The sequence below is a fragment of the Paraburkholderia mimosarum LMG 23256 = NBRC 106338 genome, from assembly GCF_000739815.1.
Taxonomy (GTDB): Bacteria; Pseudomonadota; Gammaproteobacteria; order Burkholderiales; family Burkholderiaceae; genus Paraburkholderia; species Paraburkholderia mimosarum.
This window is the reverse complement of sequence record NZ_BBJJ01000054.1, coordinates 21,858-48,439: the sequence shown is the minus strand read 5'-3', so window position 1 is coordinate 48,439 and position 26,582 is coordinate 21,858. Positions and strand designations below refer to the sequence as shown.

Here is a 26,582-nt window from a genome sequence, read left to right as displayed (position 1 = left end):
TGAAGTGGGCTTTTCGTTGATGGTTTCGCCTTGCCGCTTACTTCGCCACCGGCATCGTGAATTCCGCACCTTTCTCCGTGCTCTCGGGCCAGCGCTGCATGATCGACTTCTGCTTCGTATAGAAGCGCACGCCTTCCTCGCCATACGCGTGCATGTCGCCGAACAGGCTGCGCTTCCAGCCGCCGAAACCGTGCCATGCCATCGGCACCGGAATCGGCACGTTGATGCCCACCATGCCCACCTCGATCTGGCGGCCGAACTCGCGTGCCACGTTGCCGTCGCGCGTGAAACAGGCCACGCCGTTGCCGAACTCGTGGTCGTTGATCAACTGCACGGCCTCGGAGAAGTCCTTCGCGCGCACGCAGGCAAGCACCGGCCCGAAGATCTCTTCCTTGTAGATGCGCATTTCAGGCGTGACGTGGTCGAACAGCGTGCCGCCCGTGAAAAAGCCATTTTCATGGCCCGGCACCTTCAGGCCGCGCCCGTCGACCACGAGCGTCGCACCTTCTTCCACGCCGCTCGCGATATAGCCCTCGATGCGCTCCAGTGCCTGCTTCGTGACGATCGGGCCCATTTCCGCATCGGCTTCCATGCCGTTTTTCACCTTGAGCGTGCGTGCGCGTTCGGCGAGTCGCGGCATGATCTTGTCGGCCACGTCGCCCACCAGCACCGCCACCGAGATCGCCATGCAACGCTCGCCCGCCGAGCCGTAACCCGCGCCGATCAGCGCATCCACGGCTTGATCCATGTCTGCGTCGGGCATCACGACCATGTGGTTCTTCGCGCCGCCCAGCGCCTGTACGCGCTTGCCGTGCTTCGCCCCGGTTTCGTAGATGTAGTTCGCGATCGGCGTGGAGCCCACGAAGCTCACGGCCTTCACGTCGCGGTGTGCGAGGAGGGCATCGACCACGATCTTGTCGCCCTGCACGACGTTGAACACGCCGTCGGGCAAGCCGGCTTCCTTGAGCAGGCGCGCCATGAAGAGCGACGCCGAAGGGTCGCGCTCGCTGGGCTTGAGGACGAACGTGCAGCCCGCGGCGAGCGCAACCGGGAACATCCAGCACGGCACCATGCAGGGGAAATTGAACGGCGTGATGCCCGCCACCACGCCCAGCGGCTGGCGCACGGTCCAGTTGTCCATGCCCGTGGAGACCTGCTCGGTGTAGTCGCCCTTGAGCAGTTGCGGAATGCCGCAGGCGAATTCGATTACGTCGATGCCGCGCGCGACTTCGCCTTGCGCATCGGCAAACACCTTGCCGTGCTCCGCGGTGATGATGGCCGCAAGTTCGTCCTTGTGGCGGTTCATCAGTTCGAGAAAGCGCAGCATGACGCGCGCGCGGCGAATGGGCGGCGTGTCGCGCCACTCCGGGAACGCGGCTTTCGCGCTCGCCACGGCGGCGTCCACATCGGCGACTTCACCCAGCACGAGGCGGCGAGCCGCGACGCCGGTCGCGGGATTGAAGATCGCCTGGGTGCGGTCGCCCACGCCGCGCTCGGTCTTGCCGCCGATAAAGTGGATCACGTCTGCGGAATCGGTGTAGGCCTGCATGTCATCTCCTCGTCTGGTGAGTGCGTGCCGTCCAGTTTACGTAGCTCGAAGGAGCCGGAACAGACTCCGGCGCTGAATTGATTGTTTTCGTTGATGAACAATCGATGGTGCAGGTCGTGAAAGATTTGGGCCGGCGATGCTAGTATCGGCGTGGGTACACGCTATTGATCACGACATTTGAAGCGGGCATTTCATCGATGGATACGCAGCGAATCGAGGCGCTCTGGACGCATCTGCACTGGTTGAACGTGCTGGCCGCGCAAGGCAGCTACACCGCGGCCGCGGCGCGCCTGGGCGTGAGCAAGGCGGCCATGAGCCAGCGCATTGCCGAGCTGGAGCGCGTGGCGGGCGTGCCTCTGGTGCAGCGCACCACGCGCAGCGTGCGCTTCACGGAAGCGGGGCTGCGGCTCGTCGAGGACACGCGCGCGGAGTTCGAGAGCATCGCTGCGAGCTTCGCGAGCGTGCGCGAAATGGCCGACGTGGCGCGCGGCACGGTGCGCGTGACGGCACCCGTTGCGTTTGCGCGCCAGCAACTCGTGCCGCGTCTCGGGCAGTTTTCGCGCGCCCATCCGGAAGTGCGCGTGCAACTGGAGCTGTCCGACCGGCTTACATCGATTGCGAGCGAAGGGTTCGATCTCGCCATCCGCCATAGCGCGCACGTACCGGAAACCCACGTGGCCTGGAAACTGTGCGACACACGCTCGGTCATCGTCGCCACGCGCGCTTACCTCAAGCAGCGCGGCACGCCGCAAACGCCCGCCGATCTCGCGCAGCACGACTGTCTGTACTATCCGCGCACGCTGGGCGCGGGCGTGTGGTCGTTCGAAAAGATTGGCCGCCGCGTGGATGGCGCGCGTGAGACCGTAACGGTGAACGGCCCGTTCTCCGCGAACAACAGCGAGGCACTGCGCGACGCGGCGCTCGAACATCTGGGTATTGCGCTGTTGCCCGACTTCAGCGCGCAGGCGGCCTTGCGGGCCGGCAAGCTGGTCGTGCTCCTGCCCAACTGGCGGCCGGTGGACGCATTCGCTTCGCAGCTCCATGTCGTGCGGCCCTATGGGGCGCAGGTGCCGCGCGCGGTCAAACGCTTTGCGGAATTCTTGCGGCAGACCTTCAAGGACGGCTTCCCGCTGGAGTGATGCGCGTGGCGCCGATCGCAACCCGACTCGCGCGCAGCGTGACAGACCTTCCCGCCCCGAAGTGTTTATGCTGACGCTTAGAGCGTCCCGGACGCCGGTTACCGACGCTATCCTCGAGGCAAAACGGAGGCGGACACATGGATCAGCACGAGACACACGCGCCGGAACGGGGGCGGCAATGGTACCTGGAGCGCGAATGCTCGCTAGAGGCATTCGTGAACCAGTTGCACGACGAAGGCGGTCCGTTGCGTTTCGCCGCCGAAGTGAGGCAGTGCATTCCCGTGTACGACTGCCGCGATCTTGAAAGCGTGCTTGACGACGCAGCGCAGCGCCTGCTTTTGCAGGCCGAGTGGGCGCGTGTGCTGCGCGACGGCGCGGGCGTGCTGGTGCTCGAACGCGCCTACGCCAGCACGCAGCCGATAGACGAGGCGACCGCCGTTTTCGAAGCCATCGTCCGGGCCGAACGGGAGCAGGGATCGAGCGGTGCCGACCACTTTGCGAAAGCCGGCGCAAACGATCGTATCTGGAACGCGCAGCAGAAGCTTTGCCTGCGGGCGCCCGCCGTATTCGTCGACTACTTTGCGAACCTGCCGCTCATGGCCGTGTGCGAGGCATGGCTCGGGCCGTGCTATCAGATGACTTCGCAGGTCAACGTGGTGCGTCCGGGCGGCATGGCGCAGGAGGCGCACCGTGATTATCACCTGGGATTCCAGACGATCGAATCGGCACAGCGCTATCCGGCGCATGTGCATCGCATGTCCGCGTTGCTCACGCTCCAGGGCGCGGTGGCGCATTGCGACATGCCGGTCGAGAGCGGGCCCACGAAGCTCCTGCCGTTTTCGCAGCGCTATGCCGAGGGGTATCTTGCATGGCGGCGCGCCGATTTCCGCGAGTATTTCGAAGCGCATTGCGTGCAGCTGCCGCTGACAAAGGGCGATGCCGTGTTTTTCAATCCCGCGCTTTTTCATGCGGCGGGTGCGAACCGAACCGCCGACGTGCAGCGCATGGCGAACCTGCTGCAGGTGTCGTCGGCGATGGGGCGTGCGATGGAAGCGCTCGACCGCGCAGCCATGTGCGAAGCGATTTACCCCGTGCTGCGCGAGCATCGCACGAACGGGCGGCTCGGCGATGCCGCGGCGCTCGCGGCCATTGCTGCGTGCGCGGAGGGTTACCCGTTTCCCACGAATCTGGACCGTGACCCGCCCGTGGGTGGCCTGGCACCTGAAAGCCAGCAGGGGCTCATGCTACGCGCGCTGGGCGAGAACTGGGAGCCGGCCCGATTCGCCACGGCGTTGCGCACGCAAGACGCGCGCCGTGACCCCGCATGACGAGGGCATACCCCAGCACGCGAGTGCCAGGGCAAGTCGGGTTGCGCGGCGGCGCGCCTTCGGCGCAAGCGCTCGAGCCAGTCGGCATTTTCCGTCGATGGCCGGGGGGATCTGCACATGATCGTCTGCAACCGCGGTCGATCCACGGCAGGCGGAACGCATCCAGGCGCTGATCGAGCCGTCATGGCGACGGTCGTTCGCGCTCGTTCCGGTCGTTGTGTCACGGACGCCATCGGTAAACGACGACGCTTGTTCCGTTGTAGTTGTCTTTCGTAATTACGTATTCGCCGCTCGATCGCAGGTACGCGCGAATCCCGTACATCGAATCCACGTCGTTGCCGACGTCCATCGCCGGTGCGTTCGAGTTGGTCAAGGTCGTGACCAGACGGCCTGTGTCGAGATCGAATACGTCGATGTTCGGCACCGTATGCACGTAGCCGACGAACAGATAATGTCCGGCCGCCGCAATCGATTTCGGGTTCGCGGCCGTGAGGTCGATCACAGGGTTGGGCGCTTCCGTATTGCCGGCCTGCCAGCCGTGGTAGACGGCGATGTGTCCGTTCATCGCCGTCCAATCCCAACTATCCGAAATGCCCTGCGCGAGGATCATCGTGTCGCTGTCCGACTGATAGATGATCCTCGTGAGCGGCAGTACGGCGCGCGGGATCGGGATCGCCGTGGCCGCGCCCCATGACGGCTTGCCGTTCGCGTCGAAGCCCGCGAGGGGATAGTGGTAAATGTGGTTGGTGCGATCGAGCCCGGCCCATATGTCGCCGTGGCCGTCGATCGCGAAGCCGGCCGTTACCTTGAGATTCGTGTTGAACGGCTTGCCCGGAATCGAGCCGTCCGGAATGGCGACGTAGCCGCTCGACGCATTGAAGTGGTAGAGGTTGAAGGTGTCGGGGTTCTGTCCGGACGCGACGAGAATACGGTTGCCGCCCACGAGCACGAGCTGCGCGAAATGCTGGCCGCGTTGATAGTCGTTCATGTTCAGGCGCGCATCGGCGGGCCAGGTGAACGGATCGATTGTGTTCGCAACGAAAATGCCGCCTGCAGTGCCCGTATAGACGGCGTTGCCGCTGTAGAAATAGGCACCGTCGGTCGCCGGATCCGGCGCGGCGACGGCCTCGAAATTGAGCGCCTGCAAGGTCCATTGCAGCGTCCCCGTTGGGCTGTATGCGTGAATGTCGGTGCTGCCGTTGCGCCCGAGGTCCCAGTCGCCGCCCCACGCATTGTTGAGCACGTACAGATTGCCGGCCGTATCCTTGCCGATGCCCGCGACGCGCGTGAAGCGCTTGTCGCCGACTTGCCCCTTGATGCCCGTCGTGGTGTCGAGATAGCCATGTTGCACGCCGAACGTTCCGACCTGCGCCGGCACGCCGGCCAGCGTGTAAATCTTGATGTTCATGTCGGGCCCTTCGTCGCCAACCAGCAACTGGGTCGTCGACGCGTCGAAGTCGAGCGCCGAGGGGCGCGCGAGCGCCGCCATCTGGATCGTGCTCAGTGGAGCGCCAGCGGGGCTGAACTGGACCACGACGCCCGCGTTCTTGCGCGCGACCCACAGGTTGCCCGCGCTGTCGATCGCTAGCGCGCCGGACTGCGTCACGGCGATGTCGCGCTGCCAGACGCCTTCGGTCGTATAGACGCGCACACGGTTGCCGTAAAAGTCGCTGGCGTAGAGCAGCGTGCCGGCCGTCGCGAGTCCGGTGATCACATCCGCGTTGGGGAGCCCGGTCCACGTGCTCACGGCGATGCGAAGGTCGCGTGCGTTCGTGCTGCGGCTATAGCGGCCCACCGAGCCGCTGCCGAACGTCCGGTTATACCCGAGCGCAACGAAGATCGACGTCGCGTTGCCGGTGATCGCGCCGCCCTGAAATTCATCATGCGTGCCGATGGTGCCGAGCGTCGCGCCGTTCCGATAGATCGCTATGCCGCCCGCCTGTTCGTCCCAGCGCGACGATGTATAGATGACGCCTTCCGGCGCGACCCACATCGATCGCGCGCCGTTGCCGACATGCGCAGAAAGCGTGCCGAACGTGTTTGCGAGCCAGTCGCTCGTGTATTGCGCGTGGCTCACGCTCGTCAGCACGGCGACGAAGAGCCCCAGCAATGCCGTGCGAATCCGTTCGATGCGCATGCGCAATGTTCCTTTGGATGCCGCGCGTCGCGACGATTTGCGTCACGGCGCATAACGTGGTCGATGAGATTGACGCTGCACCGGACCCGCACGGTGAGCTTTCGCGGGCCTGGCTGAAGAGGAGTGTGGTCAAGAAAGCAGGAACCGGCGTGTCAACCGTTCGGACTTCGAAGCGGATGGGCCGCCCGGTCGAGGTCACTTGCGCGCCATGAGAGCGTGGCCGATCTGGCGCGCGCGCTTGACTTCATCGCCGTGCAGGTAATTCGATGGCCACTGCCGCTTGCATGAACGGTCCGAGGTCACGGCATATCATAGTGGCGAAAAATTATGTTTCGTGGCGTGCTGACTGATTGTCATATGCCCTGTTTAGCGCCAGCTGGATGTTGAACATGCCGTTCGACATACGTGAACTACTCCGTTGTTTCGGCAACAGGGCCAAAATTCCCTTCATCGTATACAGCAAGATCAGCGCGCCTGTCAGGTCACCCACGAACATGCTGAAGAAGCTTTCGAACCATTCCTTCGTCGCACCGGTCAGCGCAAACCATAAATGATGGAACAGCGGATTTGCTACCGAATAAGCAACCGCAAGGATGAGGAGCCGCTTCGGCGTGAGATTGGTCAGCGTTGCACGCAGGTCATAGTATTCCAGCGCAAGCCGGTAGACGAGATACGGCGCCAGTGACCCAAGGATCGCTCCCGCGGTCGCCCGAACCGGATCGTGGGGAAACCAGTAGAGAAAGTCCACGAGTAGTCCGGCAAGCAGCAGACCAAGGAACCCATCGACACCAACCAGCAACGTGCTGAGCAGTCTGACGCCCGACGGCAGATAGATCCAGTTGACGCCGCGTACGAATGATGTGTGCGTGAACACCTCCAGGCGTGCAGCCGTTGCGCGCTCGCTGATGGCAGCGGCCGGCCATGTGTTTCTATCGGCCCACGTCCAATTCGATTGTTTCCCGGTCGTCTTCGCTGCGTTTGCGGCTCGGTGGACGCGGCACGCTTTCTGCTGTCCCGGTGTGGCCGCGCCTGGTGCATGTCCGGCACGGGCACTCGACCTGGAGAGGAGGCGTCATGGAAGAGACGGATCATCTGCACACGGATTTCGCGACGGCGCGTGGCACCCAACCGCCGTACGCGCGCGGGCAAGGCGCAGTTTCATGGGCTGCGATCTTCGCCGGCGCGGTGGCCATCGCGGCCTTTTCTCTCATTCTGCTCACGCTCGGCACCGGCCTCGGACTTTCGTCGCTCTCGCCGTGGCCTGGAAGCGGTGCGCATGCGAAAACTTTTGGGTTTGCGGCCATCATCTGGATCTGCGTGACTCAAGTGATGTCCGCTGGACTCGGGGGCTATCTGGCTGGCCGTCTGCGTCGTCACTGGCCCGACGTCAGCGTCGACGAAACGCATTTCCGGGACACCGCCCACGGCTTTATCGCCTGGGCGCTCGCCACACTTCTGTCTGCCGTAGTCGTTGCATCTGCCGTTACCGGCGTTGTGCGAGAAGGGGCGAGAGACGTGGCGGCGGGAGAGGCGGCGCAAGCGGGCGTGCCGACAGCGCTGGGCTTTGGCTCGCTCTCGCGTGGGGATGGGCTTGCTGCTTACCGGACCTGGCCGATAGGGTATCTGATCGACGGAATGCTGCATCCGCCGGCTGGAGCCAGTCTGCCAGATGATCAGAGTGCCGGAGCGGCGTTCGCGAGGGTCGAGCAGAAGCAGGAGATCGCGCGAATCTTTCTCAACAGTCTCTCAGGCACCGGAGCACTGGCACCGGACGATAGTGACTATGTCGCCAGACTCGTCGCCCGAAGGACAGGACTTGCGCCAACCGACGCTCGCGCCCGGGTCTTGACCACGTGGTCGCGGCTGCAGGAGAAAGCCGGCCAGGCAACCAACGCGGCGCGCGCGGCTGCGGATGAGGCGCGCAAGGCAACCATACACGTCACGTTGTGGCTTTTTGTTTCCCTGCTCTTGGGCGCGTTCGCCGCCAGCCTCATGGCGACGATCGGCGGCCGCATGCGTGAATTCTGACGCAGCGGGGCACCTACCTTTACCGAACCGGTCTGGAGACAGCTATGCGCTCGATTCTTCTCTACCTGCTGGGTGTACCGATCCCCATCATCATCCTGATCGCGCTACTCTGGCACTGATCCGTAAGGGTGCGATGTCCGCGCCCTGGCGATCTTGCTGGCTACGAACAGCGAGATGTTGCGCGCCGCGCGCGAGCCCATGATCGACGGGACATTGACATGTGGCCGCCCGGCGCAAAGCGATCGCGTTGAATATGGCTTGCGACGTTCAGTAACCTCCCGCCGCGCGTCGATCATGGAGCGGGCGGTTGATCGGGCACGTGACTTCGCAGTCCAGCCTTCACCGCGCAAGGGCCTTCACGGGTAGCGTCGAATTGTGAAATAAACGGCGTTTGTTTCCGGTATTGCATGTGTGGAACATGCAATGGAGCAAACGAAATGGACATCATCGGCATGGCCCGTGCTTCGGGATTGACGGTTATCCTCGATGGCCGGATTGGCCATGAGGAATACCAAAGCGTATGCGGTTCGATATTGGCGTTACAGCGATTCGCCGACTCGCTTCTTCTTCGCCAGGCGTACGGGAATGACAGCGCCCCCCACCGGCCGGCGGCGGCGAGCGCGTCGGTCCGGATACGCGGGCGCATCAGCAAACCTGCGGGAACCGCGCGTGCCGTGGCGTTACCTGCTCGCCGCATGTCGCGCATCACGCGCTGGAGGCTGAAGTGAGAGGCTTCCGGGGAGACGCTCGCCCAACCAGCGAAGTGAGAATCCGGTGGCAATCCATTCTGCGCCGGTTACAACTCGGGTCCGGCCTGGTGATGCTGACCTGGCTGTTTCTTCATCTGGTCAATCACGCGCTCGGGATCTGGTCACTCGACCTGGCCGGCCGTGGACTCGTACTCGCGCTGCGGCTGTGGCGCAGCGTGCCTGGAACGATCGCGCTGTATGGCGCTGCCTCTCTGCATTTTGCGTTGGCGTTGCATACGCTATACGGGCGGCGCCACTGGGCATTGCCGCCCGCCGAATGGATCCGCCTCTGGGCAGGGCTCAGCCTGCCACTGCTGCTCATCCGCCATGCGGTGACGACCCGGCTCGCGTCGTCGCTCTACGGCTTCGAGCCTGACTACGAGCGCGTCATTGTCGTGCTGCTCACGAGCGGTACGCAGGGTCTGCAACTTGCGCTGCTTGCACCCGGCTGGATACACGGGTGCCTCGGACTGTGGTTCAGGTTGCGCCACTATGCGTGGGCCCGTCGCCTGAAGCCCGTGCTGCTGGCGCTCGTTGTCTCGTTGCCGCTGTTGTCCGCTGCGGGCTTTATCCGGATGATGCGAGCCGTGGAGGGAATGAGCCGCGTGCTTCCGCCTGTCGATGCGACGCTCGCGGTCCATCAAGCTGCCCTCAACGCTTTGCGTCACGATCTCGTCACGCTGTATTTAACCCTGATTGTCAGTGCCGTGATCATGGGCCGGATGCGCAATGCCTTTGAACGCCGCTGCTCGCACTCGTAGTTTCCGCTAGTCATGACCGCGGATTCCGGGAATGGACGAAAAGTGGGCAAGTGTCGTTTCAGTGACGAACGGTCTCAGGTGATCTGAAATGGCGTCGATGGTACGAGGCGAGCCGCAATGCCATGCCAGGCGCCTCGCTCAACGGCGTTCCGGAAGGGATAGTGCGACATACGTCCGTATGATGGACAAGCCGCTCGGGGCCAGATAGATTGGATTGACGGGTACTTCGGCAGAGAACTCATGCCCTCAAGCCGTCAAACTGGCGCTTCGCCCGCGGGCCGGGCTCCGGGGACCGTGTGGATCGTAGACGACGACGAATCCTCGCGCCTCGCAATGGAGAGTCTGGTGCAATCGCTCGGCTATCCGACGCAGGTTTTCGCTGCGCCGGATGAGTACCTGGCCGCGCGCACTTCCCGCTTGCGCACCGAGGACGGCGTTCTGATTTCCGATATCCGCATGCCCGGCATGAGCGGCCTGGAGTTGCTCGATCGACTCGTGGCGCTGGGCACAGCGCCACCAACGATCTTCGTCAGCGCATTCCCGAGTGACGCCTTAAGGTTGCGGGTGCAGGCAAGCGCGGCAGTCGCGCTCCTCGATAAACCGGTGGACGCCACGGTTCTTAAGCGCGAACTCGAGAACATCGGGGTTTGATCCGGAATCCGGAATGCCTTGGGCATCTACAGAACAGACACCTCAGGTATGCGGCTCCCCAGGCTTCGGGCCGATATCGAGCGCAGCGGCTTTGAGCACGAGATCCGCAAGCGAATGCGCATTCATTTTTTTCATCAACTGCCCCCGATGTATTTTCACGGTGATTTCGCTTACGTTGAGCTGTGCGGCGATCTGTTTGTTCAGCAGGCCGCGAACGACCAGCGCCAGGATGTCTCGTTCGCGAGGCGTTAGCGAGTCGTAGGCTGCGCGTAGCGCCGTGAGGCCTTGCTCAGTTTCGAGGCGTCGCGCGTCCTTCGAGAGGGCCTCGGAAATCGCATCAAGCATGTCCTGGTCGCGAAACGGCTTCGGGAAGAAATGGAATGCGCCAGCTCTCATTGCTCGCACCGACATTTCCATGTCGCCATGACCGGTCATGAAAAGCACCGGCATGTGGAGTCCGTCGCGCGCCATCGCCTGCTGGAATGCCAATCCGCTTTCCCCCTTCAGCCTTACGTCGAGTACAAGACAACTGGGCCCGCCGGGTTTGCGGAAATCGAGGAATTCCCGGACGGAGCCGAACGTTTCGACGCAATACCCGACCGACTCCAGCAGGTCGCGCAACGCGAGACGGATGGACTCCTCATCGTCGACGACGAAAACGGTCGAGCTACGAATTCCGCTTGCGCTGGACGGAACATGCCGATCGGTAACCATGGAAAGTCCCTTGGTAGGCCCGGGCGAGGTCTGCGCTATCTGGCGTGCCTGTCGCACGCGCGTCGTGGCCTGTTCGAGCAAGAGGCGCTTTAGTATGGCACGCCGATAACCAGGGCAGGGGCAAATGTGCGAATGCAGTTTTGCGCGGGCTCTGCCCTTACCGCGGAGCCATCACGGCTCTGGCACAGCCGATGTGCATTCATGTCGTTCAATCGGCACGGTCAGCCGAAACACGGCCCCGCGCGGCGCGTTCGGCCCCACGTCGATGCGTCCGCCGTGCGCCTGAGCAATGGACTTGCAGATCGCGAGGCCCATGCCCATCCCTTCCGGTTTCGTCGTATAAAACGATTCGAACAGGCGTGCGGATTCTCCGCCTTGTATGCCGGCACCCGTGTCGCGCACCTCGACGAACGCATGCCCTTCGGGATCGACGCCTGTGGCGACCGTCAGTTCGCGGCGTCTATCGTCAACGTCGCGCATTGCATCGATGCCGTTCACGATCAGGTTGATGAGTACCTGCTGGACCTGGACGCGATCGCCGTCGATAAAAACGGGGACATCTTCGATTTCCTCAATGAGCCGGATACGGTTACGCGCGATATCGGCCTGAGTTAGCGCGGTCACTTCTTTTGCCGCCTCGTTCAAATTCCAGCGCTCCAGGCGCGGCGGCGCCTTCTTGACGAGCGAGCGTACACGAGCGAGCACCTCGACCGCGCGGTTGCCATCGTTGACGATCCGCGCAACGGCCTGCGCCGCCTTGTGCGTGGCCGGCGGATCGTGACCGAGCCAGTTCAGCGCCGCGGTGGCGCTGGTCATCATCGCGGCAATCGGCTGTTTGATCTCGTGCGCGATGGACGCCGTCATCTCGCCAAGGACGAGTACGCGGTTCATCCGGAAGAGGTCGGAGCGCGCCTGCTCGAGCGCATCTTCCAGGCGCACGCGCTCGGTAATGTCGTTGTTCGTTTCCAGAACCATCGAAGGGCGGCCGGCCGCATCGCGCTGCAGCGTCAGGCGGGCGCTTACGATGCATATGGCGCCGTCGGCCCGACGTCGGACGAACTGGCCTTCCCAGCTATCGTGCTGAAGCAGCCGGTCGATCATCTGTTCGAGGGGTATGGCGAATTCGGTGTTGAGCACCGTGTGCACGACCTTGCCCAGGACTGCCTGGCGGTCGAAGCCGTACAGCGCTTGCGCGCCACTGTTCCAGTAGAGCACCTTCCCGTTCATGTCCCAGGTAATGAAGGCATCGCGGGTCAGATCCAGCAGGCTTGCCTGATATCGATGCTTCTGCTCGGTCCGCACATTGCGAAACATGAGGAGCGTCACCAGCGCAATCGTGATGATGCTGATGGATTCGTTGATGATCCCCTCGATGGCCGGACCGCCCGGTTGCGTGAGGATCCAGCTGATCGCGGAAAGCGCGATGCATCCGGCGCCCACCCACAGTACCGCCCGGGTCGATCCGGATCTTGCTGACAGCAGCACGACGAGCACATACAGCGTGGCTACGGCGATTTCGGGGACCGTGACGGTATCGGCGACGAAAATGAGCGACGCCAATACGAGCATCGTAATTGCCGTCTGCCAGTTGCGGAAACGAAACCGGTCCATTCGCAATTGTTCGGATGAATGCACGCACCGCGACGCGGAAGACCCGTCGCGTCATCGAAATTATATAGCGCGATAAACCGTTCACGAACGCGCGTTGGCCAGCGGAACAAGACCGGGCGTGGAATCGCCTGCATGCTGCAGCGCGGCGACGATCCTTCCGCCGGGGAACCGACATCCGGTTAATTCGTTATCCTGTTCTGTGTGCACGGCAGCATGAACTCGAACACGGCGCCGCGTGGCGCATTGGCGCTTGCCCACAAGCGTCCGCCGTGCGCTTCCATGATCGACTGACAAATCGATAATCCCATGCCCATTCCCCCGGCTTTCGAGGTGTAGAAAGGCTGGAAGATGCGGTCGATGTGATCTGGCGCGAGGCCTGGACCGGAATCGCGGATGCAGACAAGAATGTCACCGGACTCGTCGCGACGGGTATTGACGATCAATTCGCGCCGCTCGTCGCCGAGCCCGCTCATCGCTTCGACGGCATTGACGACGAGATTCAGCATCACCTGTTGCAATCCGATGCGATCGCCTTCAATGGTTGGCAAATCATCTGCAAGCTGCATCCGCACCGAAACGCCGCTCTCGGCAACCTGAGCCCGCATCAGCGCAATCACCTCGCCAATGACCTCGTTGATCTGCAAACTCTCTCTGGAAGGCGGATTGCTTTCGACGATGCCATGAATCCGGTTCAGAACTTCTGCTGTTCGCTCAGCGTCTTTCAAAATGCGAGCGAACGCTTCTTGAACCTTCGGCAGATTAGGCGGCACAGAATCCAGCCAGATCAGCCCGGTCTGCACATTGGTCACGATTGCCGCGACCGGTTGCTTGATTTCGTGGCTCATCGAGGCTGCAAGCTGCCCAATCGTCGTGATCCGGTTTGCGCGTACCAGCGCCATCTGGGCTTCACGGTACCGCCGTTCGCTCTCACGCAATTCGGCTTCCGCGCGCTTTTGCTCCGTGATATCGCGCGAGATGCCGATCAGAAACTGTGGCTCGCCGCGCGCATCGAGGATCGGGATCTTCATGGTATGCAAGAGGCGTGGGCCATCACGGGTCTGAACCGTCTCTTCCGGTATGTCCACGAGTTGCCGTGACTCCAGCACGGCACGATCCATCTGCGCGAAGAATTCGGCCTGTTGCGCTGGGAACAGGTCGTGGACGGATTTCCCGATCAGCTCCTCTCGCCGGTAGCCAAGCAGTTCCTCCGTGGCCCGGTTGACCCGCAAGAAGCGCAGCGACCCGGCTTCCTTGACGAACAGTAGAACCGGTATGTTCTCGATGATGCTGTCCAGAAAGTGCTCGCTGGCGCGTGCGGCTGCTTCGGCACGTTGACGTTCGGCAATCTCCGCGGTTTGTCCCGCGAGAGCCGCCGCCAATTCGGCCGTGCGCTGCGCGACGCGCGCCTCGAGTTCGGCGTTGAGTCGCTTGAGCGCGTCCTCGGCCCGTCTGCGCTCCCGGCGATCTTCGAGGAACTGCTCGACTGCGCGCGCCATGTCGGCAATCTCATCGCCGCCCTCGACGGGCACACGGGCTTGTGCATTGTCGTCGCCGTCGCGATCGCCATTTCGCAGATAGTGGCTGACCTGGCGCAGCCGTGCCACGATGTGGCGACCAAGAAAACCCTGCACGATCAACCAGGTGAGTACCAGGCTGACAGCGACCTCTCCAACGACCCACGCGCGCAGGCGCCTGGAGTCTTTCGCCAGGTTTTCGACCGTTCTGCGGTAGTCGAGCGTGAAATCGTCCGCCACCTGGCGCGCTGCGGCGGACAGAGCGTCCGCCTGGCGTTGCACCTCTTCATCGAGGTCTGCCACGGTTGCAGCGGCCTGCGCAGAGGCTCTCGGCGCGTCCGCCGTGACAAGCGTCGTCTCACGCATCTGGGCCTCGATGTTCACTGCATTTCGGAAACGCTGGCTCGCTCGATGCAGCGCGAGCGCATCGACACTGACATCGTTGCTCGCCGTAGACGAGGTGAGGCGGTCCACCAGGCTGTCAAAGACTTCTAGCTGCGCGAGGATATGCCGATGCGTTTCTCGCAGCGTGTCAACGGTGCGTGCGTTGGACAACTGCAGCGCCATTCTTTCGATCGCCAGCGTGCGCTGCACCAGAGCTTGCGTGTCCTCTCCGCGCTGCAGTTTCACGCCGGCGAGTCCGCGAACCGCATCGGCGGAATAGGTCAACGAGTAGACGGTCGTGGCTCCGACTGCGATTACCAGTGCAGCCAGGCACGAGACCACCAGCGCGAATTGCGCCGTGAGCGATTGGGGCAGCGGGCGTTTCATGGCCGTTGCCAAATGCGGCGATAGATCTCGCGATAGCCGTTCGCGGGGTCGTAAAGGAGACGCTCACCGCCGTCCTTGGTGACGTTGGCAGCCGTCACGAGATGCACCGGAAACACGTAACCCGATACGTGTTCTCCCGCGAGCAGCCTGTTCATCTCGTCAACAAGCTGCCAGCCCTGGAGAGACAGGGGCTCGGCGACCGTTCCCGTCTGAAAGGTGCCAGTCCGGATGCGCAGGAACGCTGAGTCACTGCCGTCGCCTGCCGAGAGCATGATCATGGCGCTGGTCGGCACGCCGGCCTGGGTCAGCGCCGGGACCGCGTAGTCGAAGTAGATGTCATTGATAGCCAGTGCGCAAGTCCAACGCTTTCCGTAACGCGCGAGCAACTCGCGCGTTACGGCCGGCATCAATTGCTCGCTGCGCGAAATCGGGACGTCGCGAACTTCCAGCAAGGCGCACGTTTTGCAGGCCCGCACGACAGCGGCCATCGCATTGGCTTTGTCTTGCGCAACCCGGAAATTAGAGTCGGTGAAAATGACGACTCCGGGATGCCCGCCGGACTGCGCGATCGCCGCGAGCGCGGTCACGCGCGCAACCTCGCGTGGATCCGTCGACACATTCATCGCCACCGGCGTACCGTCTACCCGTCCTGCCTGGGCCGCAACATGCCAGCCAACGACAGGGATGCTTCGCTCGGCGAACGGCTGTAATCCTGGCAGCAGCGCCTGCGCGTCGCCGCCCACGACAATGAGACCGTCAGGGCGACTTGCAAGCGCGTTCGCAAGGGTCTTGAGCCGCAACCCGGATTGCCCCTCCGAATCGAATGTCTTTGCGGTCCAGCCAATTACCCTGGCCGCTTCGAGCACACCGTCGACGACGCCGAGGATGCCGCCGTTGCGCAAATCCTCGGCGTCTATAGCGATGTATTTGCCCGATTGTGCGTGCGGCCCGGTGCGCGGCCCGTTCCAGGGCAGGGTGGGTTGCGCGGCGGCGCCGGCGACCTGCCGTGCCACTGCAAGAGAGACCTCGCCGGCGTCGTTCGCGGCTTCCGAAACCGGCTCCGGCTGCCCATGCGCCATGCAGGCCGACGACAGGCATGCACAGGCAATTGCCCATGCGCACAATGAAAGCAAGTTCCTCATGCTGATTCCCCTGCTGCCTGCTGCCCTTGTGAGGACGTGATCGCATCTGTCGGGGCAAGGACCCCGCGGCCGGGCAGCTCACGCCCAGCAAGTTTGCCACACGTGGTACGGCGGCGGCGTTGATTCCTGGTCCGCTGGCAAAGCATCGAATCGCGTGGGCGGCCGTTTTCGCGGCTCGCGGAGTCCGTGGACAGGCACGGGCTGCTCCGTGCCACAGGGACAGAGCGACTTCCATCCGCTAGCAGTCGTACCGCTATGAGATCGTGGCGCGAACGGCATCCACCGCGGCAGCGCTTTCGGTGGCCTTCTGGGCTATCACCTGCACAAAGAATGCCGGCGGCGTGTGAGCGGCAGGCAGGATCGCGCCGTCGCCGCTCTCGTCGCGTGCGACCTGCGCGCCTCGAAGCAGGGCGATGCACTTCGCGTTGATGGCCGCGAGTCGGCAACGGTCCGGATGCGAGGTGCCAGCCGCCAGGTGCTCCAGCGGCGAGACGGTGTCGACGAGCCGCCGCAAATGCCGAACGATTACGTTGGCCGCGGCAACGCGCTGTTCGCACGATGGCGTTTCGTCTCGCATTGCCGAGGCGAGAGAATCGAGTTCGTCTATCGCTCGGCAGGCATCGCGCCGTGCGCTCGTCACTAGCTCGGGGCTGACGCAGATGCCGAGCGAAAGATCGCGCTGCATCGCCTGGAGGTAAGACGACACAGCGTCGATCGCAATGCAGGTTGCAGCCGCAAGCTTTGTGCGCTCCCGTTCCGGCCACGCGAGCACGCTGACGAGTGCCGGCGCGAGACTGTTGGCGATGCGCACAGCCGCAAGCGACCATGTAATCGCCGCCGATGCGCCCAGGAAAACGACCGGAATGAAGTGTGGTGTCAATTGGGGCACTCCATACAGGGCGTGCTTGAACGGAGGGCGGTGATTTCGCAACGAAGCCCCAACGAGAAGGAGGCCTGCTCGCTACGACGATCAGTGCATTCCACGTCAGGCCATGAAGCTCAGGCAGCCAGGAGAAAACAGTTACTGGATGCAAACATGGCGGAGGTCGACTGTTCTGCGGTACATGTTGCGGTTGAGCCATGGGACGAACGTATATTCGTCGTATGCGTTGGCGCCGATGTAGATCCAGTTGTGCAGTCTGTTGGACATGTCAGTTAGCTCGAAATGAAGGTTGGTGTGTGATGTTTTCCGCTTCGGGATGCGCGGCGACACTACGGCCGGTGCGAACGCGGGACTGATATTCGCTCTGCTGGACTGCGGCCGCCTTTGGAAGAGACGAGGGTGCAGGCCAGAAAAAGGAGTTTCGTTACGCAGTCGATGAAAGCGACCGCTGGTTGCAGCAGCGGTTCAGTAAGGTGCACTGCTGCAAGCGCTGGGGCGATCGCAAGCGCGCTGATCGCGCAAAGAAAACATAAAACCGAGCGTGCGATCCGGGATTCGAGTACGACCGCGAGCCCGCACACCACCACGATCAATCGAGTGCCTATCGTCGTGGCGAGCGTGTCGGCGTCTATCGATGTGAAGTCGAGTGCTATCTCTATCAGCTCCCACCAACAGACGACGAGTGCCGACATGGTGACCGCGAACCCAAGTGGCTCCGGGCCGCTGCGGGCATCGAGCCCGGATTGGGCCAGATCGCCATGACGTGTGCACTTGCTGAACATGGTTCAACCTTTTCACCGACGTACTTGACGGGAACACCTGCGCGCCGCGACTCACGGATTGCTTGCCGCCGTAAACGGCGAGCTTGCGACGCATTGGCTCCTGTTAGACGGAGACGGACACTTGTCACGACGCCATCAATCTGGCGTCGAAGCATCACCGTCCATGATTGCCAGAATAGGAGCGGGATCGGTATCGAATCCATTCTGCTAGCGTTTCGACCTTCGCCTACCGTTGCTAGCCGGCTCTATACGTTCGTATGATTCGCATTGCCAGCGAGGTGAAGAAAGCGTACGGCTGGTACGGGCGCGAAGCGCCACAAGCCGGTTTCGTGCGGGGGCACCCCGCGATCAGCAAAGGCGTGCTGGGCGACTGGCTATGCTTTCCGGAGTGGATAGTGCGCTATACGCCGGTATGACGGATTGGCCATGACTGGCGGGCAAGGTGCAAATTCGACCGCTGCGACGTGCGTGCGTGTCCCACACGAACTGCCCGCGCCCTATACCCGCGTATAGGCGTTCGATGCCCAGGTAGCGGAGGCGCTGCCCGTTCGTAGAATGGAATTATCAATCTGGCGGGACTAATCTTGTCGCATGGCCGGTGCAATCGAGCGCTCCGTTCGAGACGAGCGGTCTCTATGGGATCCATTTTTCGCGACGTCCACTTTGGGCGCGCGGGCTTCTGGTGAATCTGCGGCGCGATCGTAGAGGCGACTGCGCCGCGATTGCCGATGGAAAGCCGGCAGTTCATGTCGATGAAACGAAGCATCGACGCGCTTTCAGAATAAGTCCATGAATTGCGTTGTCTTTTTAGTGAGGATAGCCAAATGTTGGAAAGCATCGCTGAATGTGAAACTGCCGATCACTCGATGAACGTAGCCGAACTGCACAACTGGATCGAATCCTGGTATCGCCATTCTGTTGCGGTTGGCTACATTCAGCCCATGTATGTCATGGACAACTTCACCGCAGTCCGTCTTGAAAACTATTTCCGTTGGGGCTTGACGCCCTCCGAATGCGCTGACGTCATGTTCGGGACGTTGCACTGAGGTTCTGCGCCCGGATCATTCAATTATTGGAAGACCTTTGCGGGTGGAAAGCCCAGATCAAAAAATTTTTCCTCAGACCAATGCAGCGCTTTCGCTATGTGCTTGCGCTCTGCAATTTCCACCCAGTTGCCAAAACTGATCATGCGGGTGCGGGGCCGGACGCCTGACGCATCAACCCGTGAATCGCATCACAGCATTGTTTCGATGCGGTCAACGTCGCGGTCGATGAAAATGCGCGGGTCGCATTGAACGCCTAACGCCTGCTAATTCTCGAGCAACGGACGGGCAATACTTCGCGTCAAAAGTCGGCCACCGTCATCACAAGTCGTCGGGTGTATGCTTAAGAGACGGCGGGGGCGGCAAATGGCTATACATGAATACGGCGAGATGCGCGACGGTTTCCACGTCGCGTGGGCGGACGGCGAGCGCGTCGTCAGCCGCGTGCGACGGCCTGCCGGCAGCGGCGACGAGTTGCTGCTGATTGCGCGGTCCGCCACCGTGCAGCCCTTGGCTGCCAGGCTCGACCACCTGGCCCACGAATTCGAACTGAAAGACGAACTCGATGGCGCGTGGGCGGTTCGGCCGCTGCAACTGCTCCGTGACGGCGGTGAGGCGCTGCTGGTACTCGAGGATCCGGGTGGTGAGCCGCTTGATCGGCTAATCGGCGCACCAATGGCGGTGGGCGCTGCTCTGCGCATCGCCGTTGGCATTGCCGCTGCGCTGGGCAAGCTTCACCAGCGCGGCCTCGTCCATAAGAACCTCACGCCGGCGCATGTCCTCGTCAACTGCACCGACGGACAGCCGCGGCTAACCGGCTTCGGCATCGCCTCGCAGCTGCGGCGCGAGCGACAGGCCCCCGAGCCGCCCGAGGCGCTTGCCGGTACCCTTGCCTACATGGCACCCGAACAGACCGGGCGCATGAACCGTTCAATCGACGCCCGCAGCGATCTTTATGCGCTCGGCGTTACGCTCTACCAGATGTTCACCGGTTCGCTGCCGTTCACCGCCGCGGACCCGATGGAGTGGGTGCACTGCCACATCGCGCGCAAGCCGGTGCCGCCCAGCGAGACGTGCCCGGGTGTGCCCGTAGTGGTGTCCGCCATCATCATGAAGCTGATGGCGAAAACCGCCGAGGAGCGCTACCAGACCGCGGGCGGCGTGGAGCGCGATCTGCGGCGCTGCCTTGCCGACTGGGAGGCCGCCGGCGACATCGACGACTTCGCGCTCGGACAAGAGGACACGCCCGATCGACTGCTCATTCCGGAAAAGCTCTACGGTCGGGACCATGAGGTCGAGACTTTGCTCAGATCGTTTGATCGCATCGTCAAGAACGGTGTGCCCGAGCTGGTGCTCATCTCTGGCTATGCAGGCGTTGGCAAGTCGTCGGTCGTCAACGAACTGCACAGGGTGCTCGTGCCACAGCACGGACTCTTCGCTGCCGGCAAGTTCGACCAGTACAAGCGCGACATTCCCTATGCGACGCTCGCCCAGGCGTTCCAGAGCCTCGTGCGGACGCTCCTCGGCAAGCGCGAAGCCGAGCTATCCGGCTGGCGCCACGCGTTTGCCGAGGCGCTCGGCCCGAACGCACAGCTGATCGTCGACCTCGTTCCCGAGCTCAAGCTCATCATCGGTGAACCGCCGCCGGTTCCCGCGCTTGCGCCACAGGACGCGCAGCGGCGTTTTCAACGGGTGTTCCAGCGCTTCATCGGCGTATTTGCGCAAGCGGAGCATCCGCTGGCGCTCTTTCTCGACGACTTGCAATGGCTCGACGCGGCCACGCTGGATATGCTCGAAGTCCTGCTGACCCGGTCCGATCTTCAGCACCTCATGTTGATCGGTGCCTACCGCGATAATGAAGTCATCGCTGACCATCCGCTGATGCGTACGCTCAAGGCGATCGCGGATAACGGTGGCAAAGTGGCCCGGATTGCGGTTGCACCGCTCGGGCAAGCGCATCTACGGGACTTACTCGCGGACGCGCTATGCTGCGAGCCCGCGTACGCCGCACCGCTCGCGGATCTGATCCACCAGAAGACGGGCGGCAATCCGTTCTTTGCCATACAGTTCCTGTCGTCGCTCGCTGACGCGGGGCTGCTCGTTTTCGATCACGCTGCTGCCCGCTGGTGCTGGGATCTCGAGCATATCCATGCCACGGGGGGATATACCGATAACGTCGTCGACCTCATGGTCGCGAAGCTCACGCGCCTGCCGCAGTTGACACAGAAGGCGTTGCAGCAGCTCGCGTGCCTCGGCAACAGCGCGGAGACCGCGACGCTCTCACTTGTGCTCGGGACGTCGGACGAGCAGGTTCATGGGGCGCTTTGGCCTGCGTTGCGGCTGGAACTGATCGAGCGTAGTGCGAGCGGCTACCGGTTCAGCCACGATCGCGTTCAGGAAGCCGCGTATTCGCTGATCCCCGCAGCCCGGCGGGACGCTTTCCACCTTCGAATCGGCCGACTGCTGGCGGAGCCGGCCGACAAGCGCGACGAGATGATCTTCGAGATCGTCAACCAGCTCAATCGCGCGATTGCGCTGATCCAGTCACGCGCAGAGCGCGATCAGCTTGCCGAATTCAATCTGATCGCCGCGAAGCGCGCGAAGGCATCCAGCGCCTACGCCTCCGCGCTTCAGTATCTCGCAGCCGGCGTTGCGCTCCTGGGCGACGATGCCTGGCGTCGCCAGAGGGACCTCATCTTCGCGCTGGAGTTGCACCGCGCCGAATGCGCATTTCTGACTGGCGCGCTGGCTGCTGCGGACGAACGTCCGGCCGTACTGGCGGCGCGCACGGAAAACGCGACGGAAGCAGCGCGAGTCGCGTGTCTGCGCATCGACCTGCACGTGACCCGCGATCAGAGCGGCCGCGCGGTCGCCGTCGGGCTCGAATGCCTGCGGCGTATGGGCATAGCGTGGTCGCTCGAGCCGACTGAACAGGAAGCGCGCGAGGAATATCAACGGATCTGGTCCACCCTTGCAGACCGCCCGCTAGAGGCACTGGTTGATTTGCCGCTGATGAGCGACCCCGCTTCGCTTGCGACTGCCGAAGTTCTCGCGAAACTCGCGGTGCCTGCCTTTTATACGAGCCCGAACCTGGGTTGCCTCGTCATATGCCGCTTCGTCAATCTGAGTCTCGAACGCGGCAACGCGGACGGGTCTCCTTTCGCCTATGCGTTGCTCGGCGTGATCGCCGGGCCGCGCTTCGGCGACTACGCAAGCGGATATCGCTTCGGCTTGCTCGGCTGCCAGCTGGTCGAGCAGCGCGGATTAAAGCGCTTCCAGGCCGCGACGTATATCGCCTTCGGCAGCGTCGTGCTGCCGTGGACACGACATGTCCGCGCCGGACGCGAACTGGTGCGTCGTGCGTTCGAGGCGGCCAACGAAAGCGGGGATCTGACTGGCGCGGTCTACAGTTGCAGCCACCTCAATACGGGCCTGCTTGCCGCCGGCGATCCGCTCGAACAGGTGCAACGCGAAATCGAGCGGGGTCTCGCATTTGCGCAAAAGATGCAATGCGGTGCCTTCGTTGATGGCATCAGCGTCCAGCTTGGTCTCGTGCGAACGCTAAGAGGGCTCACGCCGACATTTGGCAGACTCGACGATGTGGACTTCGACGAGGATAGGATCGAGCGCGGCTTCACGGAAAAAGCGGACACGGCGATTGCCGAATGCTGGTATTGGGTCCGCAAGCTGCAAGCGCGGTTCTTCGCGGGCGACTATGGTGCAGCGATCGATGCGGCATTGCGGGCGCGACGGCTGCTGTGGTCGTCGCCCAGCTTCGAGACGGCCGAATACTGCTTCTACGGCGCATTGTGTCGCGCGGCTGCTTTCGATACCGCCACGGCTGATGAGCGGCGGGCTCATCTGGACGCGCTCGCCGACCATCAAAGACAACTCGAGATGTGGGCGGATATTTGTCCGGAGAACTTCGAGAACCGCGCTGCGCTGGTGGGGGCGGAGATCGCCAGGATCGAGGGTCGCGCGCTCGATGCCCAAACGCTTTATGAGCGGGCCATACGCTCCGCCGAGGCCAACGGCTTCGTACACAACGAGGCGCTTGCCAACGAACTTGCTGCGCGCTTTTATTCGACGCGTGGTTTCGCGAAGGTCGCCCGCGTCTACCTGCAGGACGCCCATGACGCTTATCTGCGTTGGGGAGCCGATGGTAAAGCGCGACAGCTCGAACAGCGCTACCCGAATCTGGAGCCTCATGCGGTCGATTCGCGTCAGACGGCCACAGGCGGAACGCCGATCGAGCAGTTGGATCTCGCTACCGTGCTCCGCGTCTCGCAGATCGTATCGGGCGAAATTGTGCTCGAAAACCTGGTCGAAGCGCTGATGCGAACGGCGGTGGAACATGCGGGTGCGCAACGGGGCTTGCTGGTGCTCCCGCGCGGGACCGAGCTGTGGATCGAAGCGCAGGCGCGCACAGACGGCAGCGCAGTTACCGTCGCGCTTCGCGACGCACCGATCGATACTGTGCAGTTGCCCGAATCGGTGCTGCGATATTGCGCGCGTACCCAGGAGAGCGTCATCCTCGACGATGCGTCGGCTCGCGGCGCGTTCGCCAACGACGAATACGTCGCGCGCGAGCACGCGCGGTCGATCCTCTGCTTGCCGCTCGTCAAACAGGGAAGGCTGATTGCGCTGCTGTACCTGGAGAACCGCCTCGCCGCAGGCGCTTTTACTCCGGCGAGGATTGCGGTCCTGAAGGTACTGGCTTCGCAAGCGGCAATGACGCTCGAAAATGCCCACTTGTACCGCGATCTCGCGCAACGGGAAGCGACGATCCGCCGTCTTGTCGACGCCAACATCGTCGGCATCTTCATTGCGGATATCGACGGCCGGATACTCGAGGCCAATGACGCGTTTCTTCGTATCGTCGGTTACGAGAGAAACGATCTGATGGCGGGTGGTCTGCGATGGACCGACCTCACGCCACCGGAGTGGCTCGAGCGCGACAGGACGGAGTGGATGCCGGAGCTTCAGGTCAAGGGTACATTGCACCCCTTCGAGAAGGAGTACTTCAGGAAGGACGGCAGCCGTGTGCCCGTGCTGATCGGCGTTGCGAGACTGGAAGAGCGCGGAAGCCAAAGTATCGCCTTTGTACTCGACCTGACCGAGAGCAAACGCGTGGAAGCGCAAGCCCGCCAGATGCAACTCGAGCTTCTGCATGCCAACCGCGTCTCGTCCATTGGACAACTCGCGGCTTCGATCAGCCACGAAATGAAGCAGCCGATCGCCGCGACGGCTGTCAATGCGTCAGCCGGACTGCGTTGGCTCGATTTCGACCCGCCCAATGTGGACAAGGCCCGCGAAGCACTTGGCCGTATCGTGCACGACACCCGGCGAGCAGGCGAGGTCATACAGCGCATACATGGCCTTATCACGAAGACCCCGGCGTGCGAGGAGATGGTGCAAATCAACGAGGCGATTCGCGAGGTCATAGCGCTCACGCACAATGAAGCGAACACGAGAGGCGTTGCTATTCAGTTGCAGCTTGCACAGACGTTGCCGCTCATCAGAGGAGATCGCGTGCAACTCCAGCAGGTGATCATGAATCTTGTTATCAATGCCATCGATGCGATGAGTGCGGTTGAAGACGGACCACGGGAATTGACGATCCATAGTGCTATTGATGAACCAGAGGGTGTCCGGGTGACGGTGCGCGATTCGGGGCCAGGCATCGCTCCAGAGCACGTCGAGCGACTGTTCGAGCCGTTCTATACGACGAAAAGTAGCGGGATGGGCTTGGGGCTTTCGATCTGCCACTCGATCGTCGAGGCACACGGCGGTCGTTTGTGGGTGAGTGCGAACGTACCCCGTGGGGCTGTCTTTCAGTTCATTGTGCCCGTGCATCCAGCTGTTTCAACGTAGGCTGTGGTGCGACAAGCTGGCCACGCTTGCCTTTTTCGCGTAGCTCAGGGTCGTGCCGGTAAATGCATGCCAGCAAGAGGGCTGCCGTAGCCGCCGGCCTCCACATTGTTAGGGAATCCATTGCATGGCCCGTATCCTCAAAAGATGACGGCGCCGACGGAGGGTTCTCCCTGGTGTCCATTCATGCGGCGAAATTTGTATGATGACCATATCACATGGTGAGTCTCTGGATATGTTCGAAAAAATTCCATCGAGGGCACTGAGCGACACCGTCGCGCAACAGCTGCTCGCCCAGATCGACAAGGGCACCTTCGCGCGCGGCGGCAAGCTGCCGACGGAAGCCGTGCTCGCCCAGGAGTTCGGCGTGAGCCGCACGGTGATCCGCGAGGCCATTTCCCGCCTGAAGAACGAGGGCGTGGTCGAGCCGCGTCAGGGCAGCGGCGTGTACGTGTCCGCGCACGGCGCGATCCGCCCGCTGCGCATCGACTATGCGGAAGCGATGGAAGGCGGCTCGGTGCTGCAGATACTCGCGGTGCGCCGCGCGATCGAAGCCGAAGTCGCGGCGGAAGCCGCGATGCGCCGCACCGACGCGGACATGATGGCCATCGACGCCGCGCTCAAGAAGATCGACGAAGCCGTCGCCGAGGGCCGCGACGGCGTGGCCGAAGACGTCGCGTTTCATCGCGCGATTGCCGCCGTGACGGGCAATCCGTATTTCCTGAAGACGCTGACGTTTCTCCATCAGTACCTCGAAGCGGGCATGGTCGTCACGCGCCGCAACGAGGCGCTGCGCGAAGACTTCTCGCGCCAGGTGCGCGACGAGCACGCGGCGATCGCCGCGGCGATCCGCGCGGGCGACCCGATGGCCGCGCGCAATGCCGCGCAAACGCACATGTACAACGCGGCGCGCCGTTTGGCCGAAGCCGGTATCTGCTGATTCGCGAGACGCATTCGCTCGCGCGCTGCGCGGCGTCCTGTCTGAAGCACGGTTCGTAGAGGAAAAGTGATGTCGAGAAATGTCGGAGTGATCGGTCTGGGCGCGATGGGCATGGGTGTCGCGCGTTCGCTGTTGCGTGGCGGTTTCAATGTCCATGCGTGCGATGTGCGCCGCGATGTGCTGGATCAGTTCGTGGCCGATGGCGGCAAGGCTTGCGCGAATCCCGCCGAGCTCGGCGCGCAATGCGATGTAGTCGTCACGCTCGTCGTCAATGCAGCGCAAACGGAGACGGTGTTGTTCGGCGAGCAGGGCGCGGTCAAGTCGATGAAGCCGGGCGGTGTCGTGGTTGCGTGCGCAACGGTTGCGCCAGACTTCGCAATCGACCTCGGCCGCCGCGTGGAAGCGGCCGGCCTGCATCTGCTCGATGCGCCGGTTTCGGGGGGCGCGGCGCGCGCCGCCTCGGGCGACATGACGATGATGACGTCCGGGCCCGCTGCCGCGTATGCCGCGTGCGAAGACGTGCTGGCCGCGATGGCGGGCAAGGTGTACCGGCTGGGCGAGCAGCACGGCGCGGGCTCGAAGGTGAAGATCATCAACCAGCTGCTCGCGGGCGTGCATATCGCCGCCGCCGCCGAGGCGATGGCGCTCGGCCTTCGCGAGGGCGTCGATCCCGACGCACTCTACGATGTGATCACGCACAGCGCCGGCAACTCGTGGATGTTCGAAAACCGCGTGCCGCACATTCTCAATGGCGACTACACGCCGCTCTCGGCGGTCGACATCTTCGTCAAGGACCTCGGCCTCGTGCTCGATACCGCGCGGCGCTCGAAGTTTCCGCTGCCGTTGTCGGCGGCTGCGCATCAGATGTTCATGATGGCCTCGACGGCAGGCCACGGCGGCGAAGACGATTCGGCGGTCATCAAGATTTTCCCGGGCATCGATGTGCCCGCGAAGCGGTAAGCGGAGGGG

The 26,582-nt window shown here is 62.9% G+C and carries 21 protein-coding genes and 1 pseudogene; 11 read left to right on the top strand and 11 right to left on the bottom strand.

Features of this window, described 5'->3' with window-relative positions; genetic code table 11:
• Positions 1–37: 37 nt before the first annotated feature.
• Positions 38–1,549 carry a CoA-acylating methylmalonate-semialdehyde dehydrogenase gene (locus tag BMI01S_RS27655; RefSeq protein WP_028232530.1) on the bottom strand — a complete coding sequence of 504 codons (1,512 nt, stop codon included), beginning with the start codon at positions 1,547–1,549 and terminating at the stop codon, positions 38–40.
• A 197-nt stretch (positions 1,550–1,746) separates the two neighbouring features.
• Between BMI01S_RS27655 and BMI01S_RS27650 the strand changes: the two genes are divergently transcribed.
• A complete protein-coding gene (locus tag BMI01S_RS27650) occupies positions 1,747–2,688 on the top strand; it encodes a LysR family transcriptional regulator (RefSeq protein WP_028232531.1) in 942 nt (313 codons plus the stop codon).
• Positions 2,689–2,825: 137 nt separating this feature from the next.
• Positions 2,826–4,016, top strand: a complete 1,191-nt coding sequence (locus BMI01S_RS27645; protein ID WP_028232532.1) for a phytanoyl-CoA dioxygenase family protein — start codon at positions 2,826–2,828, stop codon at positions 4,014–4,016.
• 220 nt (positions 4,017–4,236) lie between these two features.
• On the opposite strand, the gene BMI01S_RS27640 is transcribed toward BMI01S_RS27645, so the two are convergent.
• Together BMI01S_RS27640 and BMI01S_RS27635 are read right to left on the bottom strand one after the other, a co-directional pair.
• The gene (locus BMI01S_RS27640; protein ID WP_028232533.1) at positions 4,237–6,153 is read right to left on the bottom strand and encodes an NHL repeat-containing protein; all 1,917 of its coding nucleotides are present in this window, start codon (positions 6,151–6,153) and stop codon (positions 4,237–4,239) included.
• A 325-nt stretch (positions 6,154–6,478) separates the two neighbouring features.
• Positions 6,479–7,027 (bottom strand): hypothetical protein, encoded by a 549-nt coding sequence (locus BMI01S_RS27635; RefSeq protein WP_244145342.1) that lies wholly within the window; start codon positions 7,025–7,027, stop codon positions 6,479–6,481.
• Between the two features lie 200 nt (positions 7,028–7,227).
• Here BMI01S_RS27635 and BMI01S_RS27630 point away from each other — a divergent pair, with 200 nt between their 5' ends.
• The 4 genes from BMI01S_RS27630 (at position 7,228) to BMI01S_RS27615 (ending at position 10,342) form a co-directional block, all read left to right on the top strand.
• Complete coding sequence (locus BMI01S_RS27630; RefSeq protein ID WP_051381553.1) at positions 7,228–8,181, top strand: hypothetical protein; 954 nt, start codon at positions 7,228–7,230, stop codon at positions 8,179–8,181.
• Between the two features lie 437 nt (positions 8,182–8,618).
• Entirely contained in the window at positions 8,619–8,909 is a 291-nt protein-coding gene (locus BMI01S_RS38245; protein ID WP_036019931.1) for a hypothetical protein, read from the top strand.
• 92 nt (positions 8,910–9,001) lie between these two features.
• A complete protein-coding gene (locus tag BMI01S_RS27620; protein WP_042291196.1) occupies positions 9,002–9,691 on the top strand; it encodes a hypothetical protein in 690 nt (229 codons plus the stop codon).
• Between the two features lie 240 nt (positions 9,692–9,931).
• Positions 9,932–10,342, top strand: coding sequence for a response regulator transcription factor (locus BMI01S_RS27615; protein WP_042291193.1), 411 nt, complete (start codon positions 9,932–9,934; stop codon positions 10,340–10,342).
• Between the two features lie 42 nt (positions 10,343–10,384).
• On the opposite strand, the gene BMI01S_RS27610 is transcribed toward BMI01S_RS27615, so the two are convergent.
• The 8 genes and pseudogenes from BMI01S_RS27610 to BMI01S_RS38240 all read right to left on the bottom strand — a co-directional run bounded on the left by BMI01S_RS27610 (position 10,385) and on the right by BMI01S_RS38240 (position 17,759).
• Positions 10,385–11,056, bottom strand: coding sequence for a response regulator transcription factor (locus tag BMI01S_RS27610; RefSeq protein ID WP_028213451.1), 672 nt, complete (start codon positions 11,054–11,056; stop codon positions 10,385–10,387).
• Positions 11,057–11,227: 171 nt separating this feature from the next.
• Positions 11,228–12,667 carry a two-component system sensor histidine kinase NtrB gene (locus tag BMI01S_RS27605; protein WP_042291191.1) on the bottom strand — a complete coding sequence of 480 codons (1,440 nt, stop codon included), beginning with the start codon at positions 12,665–12,667 and terminating at the stop codon, positions 11,228–11,230.
• Between the two features lie 179 nt (positions 12,668–12,846).
• Positions 12,847–13,566 carry a sensor histidine kinase gene (locus tag BMI01S_RS44110; protein ID WP_407669097.1) on the bottom strand — a complete coding sequence of 240 codons (720 nt, stop codon included), beginning with the start codon at positions 13,564–13,566 and terminating at the stop codon, positions 12,847–12,849.
• 30 nt (positions 13,567–13,596) lie between these two features.
• Positions 13,597–14,952 (bottom strand): annotated as a pseudogene (locus tag BMI01S_RS44105) (PAS domain-containing protein); the annotation flags it as partial.
• Positions 14,949–16,094, bottom strand: a complete 1,146-nt coding sequence (locus BMI01S_RS27595; protein WP_028232536.1) for a substrate-binding domain-containing protein — start codon at positions 16,092–16,094, stop codon at positions 14,949–14,951. The gene BMI01S_RS27595 and the pseudogene BMI01S_RS44105, both read right to left, overlap by 4 nt.
• Positions 16,095–16,347: 253 nt before the next feature.
• Positions 16,348–16,974 (bottom strand): FUSC family protein, encoded by a 627-nt coding sequence (locus BMI01S_RS27590; RefSeq protein ID WP_028232537.1) that lies wholly within the window; start codon positions 16,972–16,974, stop codon positions 16,348–16,350.
• Between the two features lie 141 nt (positions 16,975–17,115).
• Positions 17,116–17,244: a hypothetical protein gene (locus tag BMI01S_RS43220; protein WP_255217825.1), complete on the bottom strand. Its 129-nt coding sequence runs from the start codon at positions 17,242–17,244 to the stop codon at positions 17,116–17,118.
• 62 nt (positions 17,245–17,306) lie between these two features.
• The gene (locus tag BMI01S_RS38240) at positions 17,307–17,759 is read right to left on the bottom strand and encodes a hypothetical protein (RefSeq protein WP_051381554.1); all 453 of its coding nucleotides are present in this window, start codon (positions 17,757–17,759) and stop codon (positions 17,307–17,309) included.
• Positions 17,760–18,016: 257 nt separating this feature from the next.
• On the opposite strand from BMI01S_RS38240, the gene BMI01S_RS41105 reads away from it, so the two are divergent.
• The 5 genes from BMI01S_RS41105 to ltnD all read left to right on the top strand — a co-directional run bounded on the left by BMI01S_RS41105 (position 18,017) and on the right by ltnD (position 26,573).
• Positions 18,017–18,175 carry a hypothetical protein gene (locus tag BMI01S_RS41105; protein WP_154671427.1) on the top strand — a complete coding sequence of 53 codons (159 nt, stop codon included), beginning with the start codon at positions 18,017–18,019 and terminating at the stop codon, positions 18,173–18,175.
• Between the two features lie 408 nt (positions 18,176–18,583).
• Positions 18,584–18,805: a hypothetical protein gene (locus BMI01S_RS27580; RefSeq protein ID WP_051381555.1), complete on the top strand. Its 222-nt coding sequence runs from the start codon at positions 18,584–18,586 to the stop codon at positions 18,803–18,805.
• A gap of 363 nt (positions 18,806–19,168) precedes the next feature.
• On the top strand, positions 19,169–24,676 hold the full coding sequence (locus BMI01S_RS27575) for a trifunctional serine/threonine-protein kinase/ATP-binding protein/sensor histidine kinase (protein WP_042291186.1): 5,508 nt from the start codon (positions 19,169–19,171) through the stop codon (positions 24,674–24,676).
• 232 nt (positions 24,677–24,908) lie between these two features.
• Positions 24,909–25,613 carry a FadR/GntR family transcriptional regulator gene (locus BMI01S_RS27570; RefSeq protein ID WP_028213445.1) on the top strand — a complete coding sequence of 235 codons (705 nt, stop codon included), beginning with the start codon at positions 24,909–24,911 and terminating at the stop codon, positions 25,611–25,613.
• 69 nt (positions 25,614–25,682) lie between these two features.
• Positions 25,683–26,573, top strand: coding sequence for an L-threonate dehydrogenase (gene ltnD, locus BMI01S_RS27565; protein ID WP_028232356.1), 891 nt, complete (start codon positions 25,683–25,685; stop codon positions 26,571–26,573).
• Positions 26,574–26,582: the final 9 nt, after the last annotated feature.

Bases quoted from the DNA above. Each gene is read 5' to 3' on its own strand.
- BMI01S_RS27655 (WP_028232530.1), bottom strand. From the start codon at position 1,549: ATGCAGGCCTACACCGATTCCGCAGACGTGATCCACTTTATCGGCGGC.
- BMI01S_RS27650 (WP_028232531.1), top strand. From the start codon at position 1,747: ATGGATACGCAGCGAATCGAGGCGCTCTGGACGCATCTGCACTGGTTG.
- BMI01S_RS27645 (WP_028232532.1), top strand. From the start codon at position 2,826: ATGGATCAGCACGAGACACACGCGCCGGAACGGGGGCGGCAATGGTAC.
- BMI01S_RS27640 (WP_028232533.1), bottom strand. From the start codon at position 6,153: ATGCGCATCGAACGGATTCGCACGGCATTGCTGGGGCTCTTCGTCGCC.
- BMI01S_RS27630 (WP_051381553.1), top strand. From the start codon at position 7,228: ATGGAAGAGACGGATCATCTGCACACGGATTTCGCGACGGCGCGTGGC.
- BMI01S_RS38245 (WP_036019931.1), top strand. From the start codon at position 8,619: ATGGACATCATCGGCATGGCCCGTGCTTCGGGATTGACGGTTATCCTC.
- BMI01S_RS27620 (WP_042291196.1), top strand. From the start codon at position 9,002: ATGCTGACCTGGCTGTTTCTTCATCTGGTCAATCACGCGCTCGGGATC.
- BMI01S_RS27615 (WP_042291193.1), top strand. From the start codon at position 9,932: ATGCCCTCAAGCCGTCAAACTGGCGCTTCGCCCGCGGGCCGGGCTCCG.
- BMI01S_RS27610 (WP_028213451.1), bottom strand. From the start codon at position 11,056: ATGGTTACCGATCGGCATGTTCCGTCCAGCGCAAGCGGAATTCGTAGC.
- BMI01S_RS27605 (WP_042291191.1), bottom strand. From the start codon at position 12,667: ATGGACCGGTTTCGTTTCCGCAACTGGCAGACGGCAATTACGATGCTC.
- BMI01S_RS44110 (WP_407669097.1), bottom strand. From the start codon at position 13,566: ATGGCGCTGGTACGCGCAAACCGGATCACGACGATTGGGCAGCTTGCA.
- BMI01S_RS27595 (WP_028232536.1), bottom strand. From the start codon at position 16,094: ATGAGGAACTTGCTTTCATTGTGCGCATGGGCAATTGCCTGTGCATGC.
- BMI01S_RS43220 (WP_255217825.1), bottom strand. From the start codon at position 17,244: ATGTCCAACAGACTGCACAACTGGATCTACATCGGCGCCAACGCATAC.
- BMI01S_RS38240 (WP_051381554.1), bottom strand. From the start codon at position 17,759: ATGTTCAGCAAGTGCACACGTCATGGCGATCTGGCCCAATCCGGGCTC.
- BMI01S_RS41105 (WP_154671427.1), top strand. From the start codon at position 18,017: ATGATTCGCATTGCCAGCGAGGTGAAGAAAGCGTACGGCTGGTACGGG.
- BMI01S_RS27580 (WP_051381555.1), top strand. From the start codon at position 18,584: ATGTTGGAAAGCATCGCTGAATGTGAAACTGCCGATCACTCGATGAAC.
- BMI01S_RS27575 (WP_042291186.1), top strand. From the start codon at position 19,169: ATGGCTATACATGAATACGGCGAGATGCGCGACGGTTTCCACGTCGCG.
- BMI01S_RS27570 (WP_028213445.1), top strand. From the start codon at position 24,909: ATGTTCGAAAAAATTCCATCGAGGGCACTGAGCGACACCGTCGCGCAA.
- ltnD (WP_028232356.1), top strand. From the start codon at position 25,683: ATGTCGAGAAATGTCGGAGTGATCGGTCTGGGCGCGATGGGCATGGGT.